13 protein-coding genes are annotated in these 15,145 nt (G+C 59.8%); 2 read left to right on the top strand and 11 right to left on the bottom strand.

Features of this window, described 5'->3' with window-relative positions; translation table 11 throughout:
* Positions 1-19: 19 nt before the first annotated feature.
* Positions 20-541 (bottom strand): glutathione peroxidase, encoded by a 522-nt coding sequence (locus H9Q16_RS16125; protein WP_191076433.1) that lies wholly within the window; start codon positions 539-541, stop codon positions 20-22.
* A 133-nt stretch (positions 542-674) separates the two neighbouring features.
* Between H9Q16_RS16125 and msrB the strand changes: the two genes are divergently transcribed.
* Both msrB and msrA read left to right on the top strand, forming a co-directional pair.
* The gene (msrB, locus tag H9Q16_RS16120; RefSeq protein WP_191076432.1) at positions 675-1,124 is read left to right on the top strand and encodes a peptide-methionine (R)-S-oxide reductase MsrB; all 450 of its coding nucleotides are present in this window, start codon (positions 675-677) and stop codon (positions 1,122-1,124) included.
* Positions 1,121-1,630 carry a peptide-methionine (S)-S-oxide reductase MsrA gene (gene msrA, locus H9Q16_RS16115; RefSeq protein WP_191076431.1) on the top strand — a complete coding sequence of 170 codons (510 nt, stop codon included), beginning with the start codon at positions 1,121-1,123 and terminating at the stop codon, positions 1,628-1,630. The genes msrB and msrA overlap by 4 nt, the downstream gene beginning before the upstream one ends.
* 32 nt (positions 1,631-1,662) lie before the next feature.
* Here msrA and H9Q16_RS16110 read toward each other — a convergent pair whose 3' ends face one another.
* From H9Q16_RS16110 to H9Q16_RS16065, 10 genes are all read right to left on the bottom strand, one after another.
* The gene (locus H9Q16_RS16110) at positions 1,663-3,663 is read right to left on the bottom strand and encodes a hydantoinase/oxoprolinase N-terminal domain-containing protein (RefSeq protein WP_191076430.1); all 2,001 of its coding nucleotides are present in this window, start codon (positions 3,661-3,663) and stop codon (positions 1,663-1,665) included.
* 58 nt (positions 3,664-3,721) lie between these two features.
* Positions 3,722-4,762: a tRNA epoxyqueuosine(34) reductase QueG gene (queG, locus tag H9Q16_RS16105; RefSeq protein WP_191076429.1), complete on the bottom strand. Its 1,041-nt coding sequence runs from the start codon at positions 4,760-4,762 to the stop codon at positions 3,722-3,724.
* A 48-nt stretch (positions 4,763-4,810) separates the two neighbouring features.
* Positions 4,811-5,476 (bottom strand): FtsZ-binding protein FzlA, encoded by a 666-nt coding sequence (fzlA, locus tag H9Q16_RS16100; RefSeq protein WP_191076428.1) that lies wholly within the window; start codon positions 5,474-5,476, stop codon positions 4,811-4,813.
* Positions 5,477-5,534: 58 nt separating this feature from the next.
* The gene (gene mtgA / locus H9Q16_RS16095; protein ID WP_191076427.1) at positions 5,535-6,260 is read right to left on the bottom strand and encodes a monofunctional biosynthetic peptidoglycan transglycosylase; all 726 of its coding nucleotides are present in this window, start codon (positions 6,258-6,260) and stop codon (positions 5,535-5,537) included.
* Between the two features lie 80 nt (positions 6,261-6,340).
* Positions 6,341-7,282, bottom strand: a complete 942-nt coding sequence (locus tag H9Q16_RS16090; protein WP_191076426.1) for a Hint domain-containing protein — start codon at positions 7,280-7,282, stop codon at positions 6,341-6,343.
* 131 nt (positions 7,283-7,413) lie between these two features.
* Entirely contained in the window at positions 7,414-11,946 is a 4,533-nt protein-coding gene (gltB, locus tag H9Q16_RS16085; protein WP_191076425.1) for a glutamate synthase large subunit, read from the bottom strand.
* Positions 11,943-12,656: a hypothetical protein gene (locus tag H9Q16_RS16080; RefSeq protein ID WP_191076424.1), complete on the bottom strand. Its 714-nt coding sequence runs from the start codon at positions 12,654-12,656 to the stop codon at positions 11,943-11,945. The genes gltB and H9Q16_RS16080 overlap by 4 nt, the downstream gene beginning before the upstream one ends.
* Positions 12,653-13,072 carry a GFA family protein gene (locus H9Q16_RS16075; protein WP_191076423.1) on the bottom strand — a complete coding sequence of 140 codons (420 nt, stop codon included), beginning with the start codon at positions 13,070-13,072 and terminating at the stop codon, positions 12,653-12,655. The genes H9Q16_RS16080 and H9Q16_RS16075 overlap by 4 nt, the downstream gene beginning before the upstream one ends.
* Complete coding sequence (locus H9Q16_RS16070) at positions 13,069-13,509, bottom strand: GFA family protein (RefSeq protein ID WP_465318350.1); 441 nt, start codon at positions 13,507-13,509, stop codon at positions 13,069-13,071. Before H9Q16_RS16070 ends, H9Q16_RS16075 begins: the two co-directional genes overlap by 4 nt.
* A 98-nt stretch (positions 13,510-13,607) precedes the next feature.
* Positions 13,608-15,080: an NAD(P)-dependent oxidoreductase gene (locus H9Q16_RS16065; protein WP_191076421.1), complete on the bottom strand. Its 1,473-nt coding sequence runs from the start codon at positions 15,078-15,080 to the stop codon at positions 13,608-13,610.
* Between the last annotated feature and the right edge of the window lie 65 nt (positions 15,081-15,145).

Here is a 15,145-nt window from a genome sequence, read left to right as displayed (position 1 = left end):
AAAGCCTAGCCGCCTGCCGCTAATTCAACAATGGCGTGATCGCATCCACGATGGACCGCGACTGCGGCTTGGTGTTTGACCCCCAGGTCGCAACGACCTGACCGTCACGACCAATCAGCACCTTGCTGAAGTTCCAGCGCGGCACAAAGCCGGTCTGCGCCTTCACGGCCTTGTAAAAGGGATGCGCCTGCCGCCCCTTCACCCGCGAAATGTCCGCCATTGGCAGATCAAGACCAAAGGATATCTCACAGAATTCCTTGACCTCGCTGGCCGACGCCAGTTCCTGATTGAAATCATCCGACGGCACCGCCAGCACAATCAGGCCCCGACCCTTGTACTTATCATAAAGCGCCTGCAGCCCGTCGTACTGATAGGTAAAACCACATTCCGAGGCCGTGTTCACAACCAGCACAGGCTGGCCCTTCCACTGCCGCAAATCATGTGTGCCGCCATCAATATTGGCAAAGGTCACGTTCAGTGGGCTTGCCACAGCGGCAACTGTCCAGAAAACGCCCATTAGGCTTGCAAGGATCAGACGCATCGCATTCTCCCTTTTGGCAATTCTACGCCCCAGCTCCCCGTTTGGTTCACTTTAAGTTGCATGAGCCGCCGAAAGGCTTTCAAATTCACACAAACGCCCCATCTATGCGAGACAGACAAGAACCGGAGGTCACATGGCCGAGTACCAAAAGAACCCAGATGCGATTGCAGCGCTCTCACCCGAAGAATTCTACGTCACGCAGGAAAGCGGGACAGAACGGCCCGGCACCGGCGCGCTTTTGAACAATAAAGAACCCGGCATTTACGTTGATATCGTCTCGGGCGAACCGCTTTTCGCCAGCGGTGCGAAATACGAATCCGGCTGCGGCTGGCCCAGTTTTACCAAACCGATTGAACCCGCGCACATCAACGAACTGCGAGACATGTCACTTGGCATGGTCCGCACCGAAGTGCGCAGTACCCATGGCGACAGCCATCTGGGCCACGTCTTCAATGACGGCCCGCCCGACCGGGGCGGCCTGCGCTACTGCATCAACTCCGCCTCTCTTCGGTTCGTCCACCGCGACGACATGCAAGCTGAAGGGTATGGCGCCTATACCGACCAAGTGGAGGACATCACATGACAACCGAACGCGCCGTTCTGGCAGGTGGCTGTTTCTGGGGCATGCAGGATCTGATCCGCAAACGCCCTGGCATTATTTCAACCCGTGTGGGCTACACCGGCGGTGACGTGCCCAATGCCACGTACCGCAATCATGGCACGCACGCCGAAGGGATCGAAATCATCTTTGACCCGGCGGTCACGTCCTTTCGCGAACAACTGGAATTCTTCTTCCAGATTCATGACCCAACGACACCCAACCAGCAAGGAAACGACCGTGGGATGAGCTATCGATCTGCCATTTACTACGTGGACGAAGGCCAGAAAGATATCGCACTCGATACCATCGCCGATGTCGAGGCGTCCGGCCTGTGGCCCGGCAAAGTCGTCACCGAAGTCGAACCTGTCGGCGACTTCTGGGAGGCAGAGCCAGAGCATCAAGATTACCTCGAGCGCGTGCCAAACGGCTACACCTGCCACTTTGTCCGGCCCGGATGGGTGCTGCCCAAACGCGCCGCCGCCGAATAAGCTCAAGGGGCCTTTCCCGCGTCGGAAAGGCCCTAAAGCGCCACCCGCGGTCGGCCAGAGGCCTCGACCGTGATCGTCGCCTCGACAAACACCTCGCGGGCCTCCACGCCTGCGACCCGGATATCTCGATCAACTGAAACCTGAATATCCGCTGCACCCGCGCGCTTGGCGGCGGCCAGTGCATTGTCGCGCAAAGCAGTCTCTAACATGGCAAAAGCCGCGTCCCTGTCTCCGAAATCCTGCGGCCCATCCGGCATATGTACCCGAAACTTGCCCTCGCTGGGCGATGTCACAGTCCCACTTTCGCGCATCGTCACGCGCCCAACGACAGCCCCGATCGCATTAGCCACACCAGCATGGTCCGGCAAGATCATCTGCGACCCAACCCGCTCTCCCACAGCCGGATAATAGCTGGGCGCAGAAGCCCCCAGCCCGACCACAGGCACAGCAAGCCCGGTATCAATCCGCACCAGATCCGCATGTCCGCCCAAACCACGCTGCATCAATTCATGTCGGGCCAGCACTTCTGCGGGGGTGTCAAACCCACCTTCCTCCGCAAAAGCAGTCTCTAACAACGCCAAAACCGTCTGATGGGTCAGTTGGTCGATGATGATCTGCGCCAGTGTCTCGGGCTGCGCTGCCAGCATCTCCCCCGCGCCGGTGCGCCGCCGACCGAAAATCTGCAATCCCTTGCGGGCCGCACTCGCATCCCAGACATCCAACCGGCCCAGGACATGACTTGCGTCCGACGGCGTAATCCCTGCAATCTGTACCAACCCGCGCTCAACCAACCGTTTCAGCGCGCCCTGTTCAACCCGCGCCCGCAACACCTGCCCAAGCGGATGAACCGCATCGCCAACGCGCGCCAGCAACGCCTGCTCGCGGGGGCCAATCCCCTCGGTGGTCTGCCCCTGAACAACCCGCGCAAACTGCCCGTCATGGTCGCCGGGGGTCGTCGCGCGCAACTGCTCATCCAGCGCCGCGTGCACAACATCAGGCGCCTCAACCGCCAACAGCGACAGCGGCAACAACCGCTTTGGCCCCAACTGCACCCCGCCGCGCAACCCTTCGGACTGGAAATGCACCGCGCTATCACCCCCCAACCCGGTTGTGCGCATGGCAACCGCTTCGACCATCGTGCGATACGGCCCGACCCGCGCGCCCGCCGGATCAATCGCAGGCCGCCCGTCCTTCAGCAGGGCCACATCCGTCGTCGTCCCGCCAATGTCACTGACCAGGGCAAAATCCGCCCCCGTCATCCACCGCGCCCCGACAATGGATGCCGCAGGCCCGCTCAGGATCGTCTCAATCGGACGCTCCCGCGCCTGCGCACTGGAAATCAGGGCGCCATCCCCGCGCACGACCATCATCGGCGCTGTGATCCCCAGATCCTGCAGCGTCTGCTCTGCCCGCCCGATCAGCCGGTCAATCAATCCGATCAGCCGTGCATTCAGCACTGCCGTCATCGCCCGTTTTGGCCCGTTCAGCTTGGCCGACAACTGGTGCGAGGCCGAAACCGGCCGCCCCGTCAGCGCCATAACCCGCTCAACCGCCCGCAATTCATGTGCCGGATTGCGCGTCGCAAACTGGCTGGCAACGGCAAACCCGCTGACATCCGAACCATGGGCTGTCAAAAAGGCATCCAGACCCGCCGCGTCCAGCGGCTGCGCCTCGCCGCCCGCGTGGTTGTGGCCCCCCGCCAAGACAACATGGGGGTCCCCCTTGAGCGCCTCAATCAATCCATGCGCCGCCAGATCGCGTTCCCTGAAACCGATACTGATCAGGCCTACACGGCCCCCCTGGCCCTCCACCAACGCGTTTGTCGCCAAGGTTGTCGACAGCGACGCCATCGAAACTTCCGCCGGACCCATACCGGAATCCTGCAAAACCGCGCGTACTGCTGCACCAACACCAATGGCCAGATCCTGCCGCGTCGTGAGCGCCTTGGCAGTGGCGATCACGTCCTTTTCATCCCGGATCAATACCGCGTCCGTATAGGTGCCGCCCGTATCCACGCCCAACAATACTGCCATGCGCGCCTCCCTCTTCACATCTGACCGGGTTTAGTGAAAAAGACCGCCCCGTCCAGCCCTATTGCGCCAGCCGCCCAACAGCCCACCGCGCCGCATCGGCCACCGTCGGATCCGGATCATCCAGCAGTGCCTGCGCCGCAGGGATCAAGGTGGCATCGCCTGCATTCCCGATCGCATAAAGCACGTTGCGCACAAAACGGTCCCGCCCGATCCGCTTGACAGCAGATCCCGAATACCGCGCCCTGAACCCGGCATCATCCAGCTGCGAAAGCGTCTCTAACAAAGGACTTTCCGGCGCATCCTGCAGATACCGCGTGTCGCTCGCAGTCACCGCGAACTTGTTCCAGGGGCAGATCGCAAGACAATCGTCGCAGCCGTAAATCCGGTTGCCCAACAAGGGCCGCAGATCTTCCGCCACCGGCCCCTTATGTTCAATCGTCAGATAGGAAATGCAGCGCCGCGCATCCAACTGATAGGGCGCCGGAAAGGCATCCGTCGGGCAAATATCCTGACAGGCCGTACAGGACCCGCAGTGATCGATCTCGGCCGCGTCCGCCTCGATCTCAAGCGTCGTGAAAACAGACCCTAAAAAGGCCCAGTTCCCGAACTCCCGGCTCAAAAGATTGGTATGCTTGCCCTGCCATCCCAGCCCCGCCGCCTCTGCCAGCGCCTTTTCGGGCACGGGCGCAGTATCCACAAAAACCTTCACCTCACAGGGTTCTTGCGCAATCAGCCACCGCGCCAGCCGCTTCAGCCGCTTCTTGACGATATCATGATAATCCCGCCCCTGCGCATAGACCGAAATCGCGCCTCGATCCTTTTGCGCCAGCACGTCCAACGGATCGTGCAACGGCGCATAGCTCTCCGCCAGCATAATCACCGACCGCGCCTCGGGCCATAACGCTGCCGGATCGCCACGCCACGCCATCCGCTCGGCCATCCATCCCATCTGTCCGTGATAGCCTGCGTCAACAAAGGCCTGCAGCCGGTCCGCCACGTGTGGCACATCCCAGGGCCTGCACACCCGCGCCGCGACAAACCCCTCATCCAAAGCCTGCTGAACCAGTGCCTTTTTCAGCCCTGTTCTTTCTTTGGCCATAATATTCCTCGGGGGTTTGGGGGCAGACAGCCCCCAACGGTCCGCCTCCTAGAAATCCAGATCGCTGTAGTGCGCAGGCGGCGGAAATCCCGGCATCTGATCGGCCAGAATGGACCGGAACGCAGGCCGCGACTTGATCTTGGCATACCAGTCCCGCACCGCATCCGACCTGTTCCAGTCCACGTCTGAAATGTAATCCAGCGCAGACAAATGCGCCGCAGCGGCGAAATCCGCCAGCGTCATCACATCCCCTGCCAACCAGCGCCGATGGTCCAAAAGCCAGGCCATGTAATCAAGATGATACTTGATCGCTTTTGCGCCCGCCTTGACGTTGGCACTATCGGGATAACCCTGCTTCATGATCTTCTTGTTGACGCGCTCGTACAGCAGTTTCGACGTCACATCACTGTGGAACTTGTCGTCGAACCAATTCACCAACCGCCGCACTTCCAGCCGCTGCACCGGATCGGCGGGCAACAACGACGGCTCGGGCCGGGTTTCTTCGATATACTCACAAATCGCGGCACTTTCTGCCATCATGATTCCGTCCAGCCGCAGCACCGGCACCTTGCCGGCGGGGTTGCGACGCATAAAATCAGGATCCTGTTCCCAGTAGCGCTCCTCGACCAGCTCCACTTCGATCTTCTTTTCAGCAAGGCTCAGACGGACCTTGCGGCAAAAGGGCGACAGGGGAACGTGGAACAGGCGGGCCATCATGCACTTTCAAAAAATCAGAAGTTGCCTCTTTCCATGCCCCGGATCGACTGGCGTTTCAACTCTCGAAACAGACCGCGCGCCCGTCCTTGCTGATTGTCGCCGCACCGTCGCGGATTTGTCGCGCCCTTTTGCGCACGAAATCGCTGGGTTTCGAGGCAGAGCGCGTCTTGGGCGACGGCAGGATCGCGGCCAGCCGCGCGGACTGCGTCGCAGTCAGGTCCGCCGGGGCGACACCAAAGTAATGCTGCGCCGCGGCTTTCACGCCAAAGACGCCCTCATCGAATTCCGCCATGTTCAGATAGACCTCAATGATCCGCCGCTTGGTCCAGATCGCCTCGACCAGCGGGGTCATCGCCGCTTCCATGGCTTTGCGCAGCCAGGACCGCCCCTGCCAAAGATAAACATTCTTGACCGTTTGCTGGCTGATCGTCGACGCCCCCCGCGCAGATCCCTGCGCAATGGCCTTGCGGATGGCCGCCATGTCAAAGCCCCAGTGATTGCAAAAATTAGCGTCCTCTGCCGCAACCGCGGATCGCGCCATCACCGGTGCGATGTTTTCCAGCGCGACCCATTCCTGCTTCACATCGCCCAAACGACGCCCCTCGCTGAAGATATAGGCGTTGGTCGGCGGATTGATGAAGGCAAACAAAAGAACCACAAACAGCGCCAGCAGAAACACCACCGACACCGCGCGTAGCCCCATTCGCGTCAGCCTGCGCCTGAATGATCGCTTCAGTGGGGCCTTGCCCTTTGATTTGGTGGTTTTCTTGCCGGTTGCCATATTAAATCTATAGGGGCCGACTTGCGGTTTGTGAACGCAAACCCACCCCTATCACGAACAACCGTCGCGGCAACACGGTCTCAGGCAGCCAAGGCCTGCATATCGACCCGGCGCAAAACCGGACGTGCGGTGGGTAATTGAGATTGCGCCGCCCAATCCTGCTGCGGCATCAACGCCTTCAATTGCGCCAGAACACCCTGATCCGAGAACGCATCGTTCTGACCCAGATAGAAACTCTCGGATGGGATGCCCGCGCCGAAAACGATCTCGTGACGGTCGAAAATCAGGTGAATATAGTCAACTGTGCCGCCCATGACGGGACGGATACTGGTGCCATTCACCAAATGCTTGGCTGCGACCAGAACCTCGCTCTGCCCAAAGTGCAATTCCGCCCGCCAGCCAGACAGCAGCATCCGGTGCTGCTGGGACACCACAAGTGGGTCGGCGTTGCCCAAGGCACCTGCCTCAATGCGGATCGGCGCCAATGCACCAAAGGCGTGAAACGTGTTGCGGATCATCAGTCGCAGCGGCTGCGCCCCGTGATCCAATGTCGACACCAGATCACCACGCGCCAGCGTCTCGATCAATCGCGGCCCACCCGGCGTGTCGATCATCGTCCCGGGCGTAAAGCACGCAGGTGCCGGAAACCGCTCTGCGGGACCGGAAGAAAGCCCGGCAACCGTCAGCTTGGTGTTCCCGGTTGCGAGGTTTGGCAATGCATCGCCATCCGCATTCATATCAATGGCAAAGGTGTCAAACGTCCCGTCGCCCATATCGACACGGATGAACGCCGCGTGCTGCAACGTGTCGTTGCGCACATCGCCGTAGCCCAGAAACTCATAGGTCAGCTGTGTCAGCCCGCCATCCAGCGAAACTGTCTCTCCCGGCGCGGGGTCAAACAACTGGAAATCAAAGTCCGTGAACTGCAACGAGGTCACGCTGCCGTTCACAATGTTGATATTGCTGCCAGAGATGAGCGGATCACCGTTCACACTCTGAGCAGTCAGCTCAAGTAGTGCCATTGCTCGTCCTCAAAACGAAGTCGGTGCCTTTTGTGGCCCGTTACGTCAATTTTGACCGGCAATTGTGTTAATATTGAGGCAAACACCCGGCTGTCCGGGGCCAATTCTTCAAGAATCGGCCCCGATTGGCCTTACTCCGCAGGGACGGCCTGTGCTGAACCTTCCAGCGGTGCAGGCAGTTTATCCAGCATCTCCTTGGGACAAATCTGCAAGAAATGATGCCGCTCCATGTCCCAATGCTGTAGGATCTCACCCGCCTTGCGGCTGCCTGTCTCGGCCAGATGACGCTCCAGCAGGTCCTCCAACTGGCCCAGCCAGTGGTTTTGCATCACCGGGCATGTCACCACCGTCTCCTCATTCAAAAGCGCTGGCGCCTTGCCGTCCGGATCATAAAGATAGGCCATGCCGCCCGTCATCCCCGCAGCAAAGTTGGCACCGATATCGCCCAGGATCACGGCAACGCCACCGGTCATGTATTCGCATCCGTTCGAACCACAGCCTTCGATCACCACCTTGGCGCCCGAATTGCGCACGGCAAACCGCTCTCCCGCGCGCCCGGCGGCAAAAAGATACCCCTCGGTCGCGCCGTACAGCACTGTATTCCCGATGATCGTGTTCTCAGAGGCAACAATCGGGCTGGCCATCGGTGGACGCACCACAATCGTGCCCCCCGAAAGGCCCTTGCCCACGTAATCATTCGCATCACCCGACACTTCCAGCTTGAGCCCCGGCGCGGCAAAAGCCCCAAGCGATTGCCCGGCAGATCCGGTCAGCTTCACCGTCAGGTGATCAGGCTGCAGCGAATTGCGCATCCCGAACCGCTTGACGATGTGGCTTGAGGTGCGCGTGCCCACGGTCCGGTGCGTATTCTGCACCGCATACGAAAGCTGCATCTTTTCACCGTCCTCAAGGAACCGCGCAGCATCCCGCACAATCTGTGCATCCAGCGTGTCGGCCACTGTCTGACGCGGCTTGTCGCGGTCATAGACGTTGGTATTTGCACCATCCACTGTGATCAGCAGCGGGTTGAGATCCAGATCATCCAGATGCGCCGACCCCCGGCTGACCTGCGCCAGCAGATCGGCCCGGCCAATCACTTCATCCAGCGACCGCGCCCCGATTGAGGCAAGGATCTCACGCACTTCCTGCGCATAAAAACCGATCAGGTTGACGACCTTGTCCGCGGACCCGGTGAACTTTTCACGCAGGCTTTCGTCCTGCGTACAGACACCAACAGGGCAGGTGTTGCTCTGACACTGCCGCACCATGATGCATCCCATGGCAATCAGCGCAGCCGTCCCAATCCCGTATTCCTCAGCCCCCAACATGGCCGCCATGACAATGTCACGCCCCGTCCGCAACCCGCCATCGGTGCGCAATGTCACGCGATCCCGCAGGTTGTTCATCGACAGAACCTGATGCGCCTCGGTCAGGCCCATCTCCCATGGCAGACCTGCATATTTGATCGATGTCGCAGGCGACGCACCCGTGCCCCCGTTGTGACCCGAGATCAGAATGATATCCGCCTTGGCCTTGGCCACCCCGGCGGCAATCGTGCCCACGCCCGAGGATGCCACCAGCTTGACCGTTACCTTGCAGCGCGGGTTTATCTGCTTGAGGTCGTAAATCAGCTGCGCCAAATCCTCGATGGAATAGATGTCATGGTGCGGCGGCGGGGAAATCAACGTGACGCCCTTGGTCGAATGGCGCAGGCGCGCGATCAGGTCGGTGACCTTCATTCCCGGCAACTGGCCCCCCTCGCCGGGCTTGGCACCTTGCGCAACCTTGATTTCAAGCTCTTCACACTGATTGAGGTACTCTGCAGTCACCCCAAAGCGGCCCGAAGCCACCTGCTTGATCTTGGCCGACGGATTGTCGCCATTGGGCTCCGGCACAAAATGCGCCGGATCCTCACCGCCCTCGCCTGAATCCGATTTTGCCCCGATCCGGTTCATCGCGACATTCAGCGTCTTGTGCGCCTCCGGGCTCAGCGCGCCCAGCGACATGCCCGGCGTGACAAACCGCTTGCGGATCGACGTGATGCTTTCCACCTCTTCCAGCCCAACGGGCGCGCCCAGCGGCTTGATATCCAGCAAGTCCCGCAGATGGATCGGCGGGTTGCTTTGCATCTTGGCCGAATACTGCTGCCACATCGCATATGAGGCTCTGTTACAGGCCATTTGCAGCATATGCATGGAACTGGCTTCCCACGCGTGGGTCTCCCCAGACTGGCGTGCCTTGTAAAAACCGCCGATGGGCATCACCACGCCATCGCCGCGCCACCCCTGATCATGCACCGCTTCGGCCTTACGCTGGATACCGGTCACACCGATCCCCGAAATGCGGCTTGTCATGCCCGGGAAATACTCTGCACACATTGCACGGCTCAGGCCCACGGCCTCAAAGTTCAGCCCGCCGCGATAGGACGACACGACAGAGATGCCCATCTTGGCCATAATCTTGAGCAGACCCTGATCAATTGCCTCGCGATAGCGCTGCATGGCTTCAGTCAAAGACACATCCAGCAGCCCCCGGTTGATCCGATCGGCCAGCGAATCCTCCGCGAGGTATGCGTTAACCACTGTCGCGCCACAGCCAATCAGCACCGCAAAGTAATGCGCATCCACGCATTCGGCGGACCGTACATTCAGCGATGTAAAAGTGCGCAGACCCTTGCGGATCAGATGACTGTGTACAGCAGACGTCGCAAGGATCATCGGCATCGCCACACGACCTTCGCCACTATGCTGATCCGTCAGCACCAGATGCCCGGCGCCGGAGCGTACCGCATCTTCCGCCTCTGCCCTGATCCGCTCCAATCCTGCGCTCAGCTTCCCGTCACCAGGCTCAAAGGTGCAGTCGATGCTGACCGTATCCGCATTGAAATGCGTCACCAGTTCGTCAAACTGTGCATTGGCCACAAAGGGGCTGTCGAGCACCAGAATTTCGGTCTGGCTGCTGTCCTCATCCAGTACGTTCTTGAGGTTGCCGAACCGCGTCTTCAGGCTCATCACCCGATATTCGCGCAAACTGTCAATCGGCGGGTTGGTGACCTGGCTAAAGTTCTGCCGGAAGAAATGGCTCAGCGGGCGATACTTCTTGGACAGAACCGCCGACGGGGTATCATCGCCCATCGATGCCAGCGCCTCTTTGCCATCCTCGGCCATAGGGGCCAGGATCTGCTCAAGCTCTTCTATGGAATAGCCCGCCGCAACCTGCCTGCGACGCAGTTCATTGCCCTCAAAGATCGGCTGTTCCTCAACCTTGCCCAGCGCGTCATCCAGTTCAGTGATCCGGCCAACCCATTCCCCAAAAGGCAGGGCTGCAGACATCTTGTCTTTCAACTCACGGTCATGGAACAACTTGCCCTTGCCCATGTGCACACCAATCATCTGGCCGGGGCCCAACGCCCCTTTTTGCACCACACCGGCTTCATCCAGCGGCACCATGCCCGTCTCAGACCCCGCAATTAGCATCCCGTCGCTGGTGACGACATAGCGCATCGGGCGCAGCCCGTTCCGGTCCAGTCCGGCACAGACCCAGCGCCCGTCAGTCATCGCCAACGCGGCGGGTCCGTCCCAGGGCTCCATTACCGAGTTGCAGTATGAATACATGTCGCGCCACGGCTGCGGCAGCTCCACTGCCTGCTTGGACCAGCTTTCCGGCACCAGCATGGTCTTGGCCATCGGTGCCGACCGCCCCGCCCGCACCAGAACTTCAAAAACAGAGTCTAATGCAGCCGAATCCGACGATCCCGACGCCACGATAGGTTTAATATCTTCGGCCATTTCACCAAAGGTCGTCGACGCCATGCGGATCTCATGGCTTTTCATCCAGTTAAGGTTGCCCTTCAGCGTGTTGATCTCGCCGTTATGGGCCAGCATGCGAAACGGCTGCGCCAACCACCACTGCGGAAAAGTGTTGGTGGAATAGCGCTGATGATAGATCGCAAAGCCGCTGACAAAGCGGTCATCCATCAGGTCGGGATAGAATTCGGCCACCTGTTCGGCCAGCATCATCCCCTTGTAGATAATCGACCGGCACGACATCGACGCAATATAAAGCCCTGCCACCTGCGCGGCAGCAGCGGCCTTCTCGATCCGCCGCCGGATCACGTAAAGCTCGCGCTCAAACGTCTCTTCATCAGCGCCCGTAGCATTGGAAATCAGGATCTGCTCGATCTCGGGCCGGGTCGCATTGGCCTTTTCGCCCAACACGGAAACGTTCACCGGCACATGCCGCCAGCCATAGATGTAATGACCCATCCGCAGCACTTCGGTTTCTACAATCGTCCGGCAGGTCTCTTGCGCTGCAAAATTCGTGCGCGGCAAGAAAACCTGCCCCACTGCAATCAATTCATCCCGGCGCGGCGTATGGCCCGTCCGCTCCACCTGATCATAAAAGAATGGCACCGGAATCTGCACGTGAATGCCCGCACCATCGCCCGTCTTGCCATCCGCATCCACCGCACCGCGATGCCAGATCGCCTTAAGCGCCTTGATCCCGTTTTCCACCACAGCCCGTGTCTTGGACCCGTCGATGTTCACCACCAGACCCACACCACAATTGGCCCGCTCTTCGGACGGATGATACAGCCCCTCGGCCGCCAGACGCGCGCGCTTGGCTTCTTCGGAAGCGACCCAATTGTCATCATACTTGGTCATGGTTGCTCTCCAATCGTAGGCAGTGGGGTGGGCTCAGGGTCGGAAAACCGCGCGTTGATCACGTCACAGTCGTACTTGGGCTTGTTGTCCAGAAAACCGGATTCACCGGGATAGATGAATTCGACAGGTCGCTGATTAAAGGTGAAGGGCGTGCCCGGTTCGGTCACGTCGCCATAGCCACCCACAAAACGCCGGTGCGTTTCAGAAACAAATTCGGACCCGGTAGAGGCATAGGTAATCGCCCCCTGCGCATCCGTGATCACGATCTGGTATTCCGTGCGCAGCAACTCTTCGCCGTCGATTGTCACACCGCGCTCAATGATGCTGTCTTGCCCGCGCACGCGGTGCTGACCCTCGGGCGTCTGCAACAGAAAATCATAGGTATCCGTGCCGGTCGCAATAAGCTGCGTCAGGCTTTGTGGATCCGCCGCGGGCGGGACAAACGTCTCGCGCTTGTTATTGCCCAGATAAAAATTGTCCAGCCACTGCGCCTCGTAATCGACCTGCCCCATAAAGACCAAACCATCCTGGTTCAGTTCCCCATGCCACTTTTCCCCCGGCGCATCGCCTTCGCAGGTCCAGTGGTGCTTGACGATGCAACTGCGTGACTGGACCGTCATGTAGGCGGTACAACCTTTGGGCGGTTCGAAAAGATCGGCCTGCGCCGCACCGGCGACACACAAAGAAAACACCGTGATGGCACGCCTCATGACGACCCCCCCGCGAACATCGCAATGGTCTCTTCAGTGCTGAGCTTCTTTTGCTTACCCGCCAACGCATAGCCTTGCGGACAGCGATCAGCGAAAAATTCGATTACCAGCGGCGCACCGCCCGCATCATCAAATAGCCCCGCCGCAAGATGCCGCGCACCATCCTGCAGTGTCCCGTACCACAGGGTAGAGCCGCAGGTGCCGCAAAATCCCCGCTCGGCCCACTCACTGGATTGAAAGCTCTTTGCAGGTCCTGCGACTTTTTCTGTCCCCGGCACCGTCTTGATCGAAAAGAACGCGCCAGAGGTATGGCGCCGACACATATCGCAATGACACGCGCGCAACTTGGCGTCGTCAATCTGCGCTTCAACCGTTACGGCCCCGCACAGGCACTGACCCTGAATAGTCTCGCTCATCGCTGATCCTCCACGTGAAGATTTTCGGCCTCATAGGTCGCCGCGCTGACCCGCTCTATATCCCCGCCAATGCTCAGCCCGTCAGGGCAGCGGTCGGCATAGACGATACGGGTCAGACGGGCCCCGCCGAAATTCTCGAACAATCCCGGCATCAGTTCCATTTCACCGTCATCATCAACGCCGGTATTGCGCAAATAGACGGACGAACCGCAGGTATCGCACCACCCGCGTTCTGAAAAAGAGGTGGCCGCATGGCTTTTGACCGGTCCGTCAATCTGAACCTTGTCACGCGGCACCTCGATGCTCAGGAAAAGGCCCCCGCTCCAGCGTGCGCAATTGCCGCAATGGCAGCCGGTCACGCGCAAAAACGGCGCGTCAACGCGGACAGTGACAGCACCGCACAAGCAAGCTCCCTGATGATGCCCGTCTTCAGACATTTTTAACGCTTCTCCCCCAAAAAGTCAGCGCCGCTGCCCTGCTGTCGGTATCGCGCACCGACGTCACACCGACGTAATACCGACGTTGTACCGACATGCTATTCCGCCGCCATTGCAGAAGGCGCATCCAGCCGTTCAAGGATGGCTTCGGCACAATCGCGCCCGTCCTTGATCGCCCAGACGACAAGGCTTGCGCCCCGCACGATATCGCCAACGGCATAGACCCCATCAAGCGATGTGGCACCCGTGACATAGTCCGCCTTGATCGTTCCCCAGCGGTTTACGGGCAGGTCCGGTTCATCCCACAGCGTGGGCAGGTCTTCAGGCTCGAATCCCAGCGCCATGATCACCAGATCCGCCTCTTCGATATAGTCAGAGCCCTCGATCAACTCGGGCGCCTGTCGGCCAGAGACATCGGGCTGGCCCAGACGCATCTTTTCCACCATCACACCCCGTACCGGGCCCGATACTGCAGATGTATCACTTGCATCTGTCACGCGCAGGTCGGTGGTGAACCCCTTGGGGGCGGTAAGCCACTCGAAAATCACGCCTTCTTCCTCGGCATTTTTCACTTCGCGCTGGCTGCCGGGCATGTTGGCCCGGTCGCGACGATAAAGACACTTCACGCTTTCCGCACCCTGACGCACTGACGTGCGCACGCAGTCCATCGCCGTGTCGCCGCCGCCGATCACGACAACCTTTTTGCCTTCGGCATTCAGCTTGCCACTATCGAAGGCATCCACCTCATCGCCAAAGCTTTTTCGGTTGCTTGCGGTGAGGAAATCAATGGCACGCACGACACCCTCCGCGCTGCTGCCATGCACATCCAGCGCCCGCGACTTGTAAACACCTGTCGCGATGATCACCGCATCATGATCCGCCCGGATCGTCTGCCAGATATCCGCATCCACATCGCAATTCAGCTCAAAGGTTACACCACCGTCTTCCAACTGCTGGTTGCGCCGCATCACCACGTCTTTTTCCAGCTTGAAGCCCGGGATGCCATAGGTCAGAAGGCCGCCCGCACGGTCATAGCGATCATAGATCGTGACCTGCACACCCGCCCGACGCAAGACATCCGCCGCCGCCAGCCCGCCCGGTCCCGCGCCGATGATTCCAACGCTCTCGGTCCGTTCCTCGCGTGCTGTAATCGGCTGCACCCAGCCCTTTTCCCAGGCGGTATCGGTAATGTATTTCTCGATCGACCCGATGGTAACAGTGCCATGACCCGATTGTTCGATCACGCAATTGCCTTCGCACAGACGGTCCTGCGGGCAGATACGGCCACAGATCTCCGGAAATGTATTGGTCGCCTGGCTCAGCTCATAAGCCTCTTGCAAGCGCCCCTCTGCCGTCAGACGCAGCCAGTCGGGGATGTTGTTGTGCAGCGGGCAATGGCTCTGGCAATACGGTACACCGCACTGACTGCACCGCCCGGATTGCTCCTTGGCCTTGGCATCCGCGTACTCCGCATAGATTTCATTGAAATCATTTCGCCGTAGGTCTGGCGGACGCTTTTCGGGCATATCCCGGTCAACATCCACGAACTTGAGCATAGGTTGTTTCGCCATGGCCGACTGCGCCCCTGATAGAATTGGAGCCCTCCGAATAATCGAAAGAGGCAACGCATAAAAGA

Origin of the sequence: Sulfitobacter aestuariivivens (assembly GCF_014763045.1) — a bacterium.
GTDB classification, from domain to species: Bacteria; Pseudomonadota; Alphaproteobacteria; order Rhodobacterales; family Rhodobacteraceae; genus Sulfitobacter; species Sulfitobacter aestuariivivens.
This window is presented reverse-complemented; position numbering and strand designations above follow the sequence as displayed.

Bases quoted from the DNA above. Each gene is read 5' to 3' on its own strand.
- H9Q16_RS16110 (WP_191076430.1), bottom strand. From the start codon at position 3,663: ATGGCAGTATTGTTGGGCGTGGATACGGGCGGCACCTATACGGACGCG.
- mtgA (WP_191076427.1), bottom strand. From the start codon at position 6,260: ATGGCAACCGGCAAGAAAACCACCAAATCAAAGGGCAAGGCCCCACTG.
- H9Q16_RS16070 (WP_465318350.1), bottom strand. From the start codon at position 13,509: ATGTCTGAAGACGGGCATCATCAGGGAGCTTGCTTGTGCGGTGCTGTC.
- H9Q16_RS16090 (WP_191076426.1), bottom strand. From the start codon at position 7,282: ATGGCACTACTTGAGCTGACTGCTCAGAGTGTGAACGGTGATCCGCTC.
- H9Q16_RS16125 (WP_191076433.1), bottom strand. From the start codon at position 541: ATGCGTCTGATCCTTGCAAGCCTAATGGGCGTTTTCTGGACAGTTGCC.
- H9Q16_RS16080 (WP_191076424.1), bottom strand. From the start codon at position 12,656: ATGAGGCGTGCCATCACGGTGTTTTCTTTGTGTGTCGCCGGTGCGGCG.
- msrA (WP_191076431.1), top strand. From the start codon at position 1,121: ATGACAACCGAACGCGCCGTTCTGGCAGGTGGCTGTTTCTGGGGCATG.
- H9Q16_RS16075 (WP_191076423.1), bottom strand. From the start codon at position 13,072: ATGAGCGAGACTATTCAGGGTCAGTGCCTGTGCGGGGCCGTAACGGTT.
- H9Q16_RS16065 (WP_191076421.1), bottom strand. From the start codon at position 15,080: ATGGCGAAACAACCTATGCTCAAGTTCGTGGATGTTGACCGGGATATG.
- fzlA (WP_191076428.1), bottom strand. From the start codon at position 5,476: ATGGCCCGCCTGTTCCACGTTCCCCTGTCGCCCTTTTGCCGCAAGGTC.
- gltB (WP_191076425.1), bottom strand. From the start codon at position 11,946: ATGACCAAGTATGATGACAATTGGGTCGCTTCCGAAGAAGCCAAGCGC.
- msrB (WP_191076432.1), top strand. From the start codon at position 675: ATGGCCGAGTACCAAAAGAACCCAGATGCGATTGCAGCGCTCTCACCC.
- queG (WP_191076429.1), bottom strand. From the start codon at position 4,762: ATGGCCAAAGAAAGAACAGGGCTGAAAAAGGCACTGGTTCAGCAGGCT.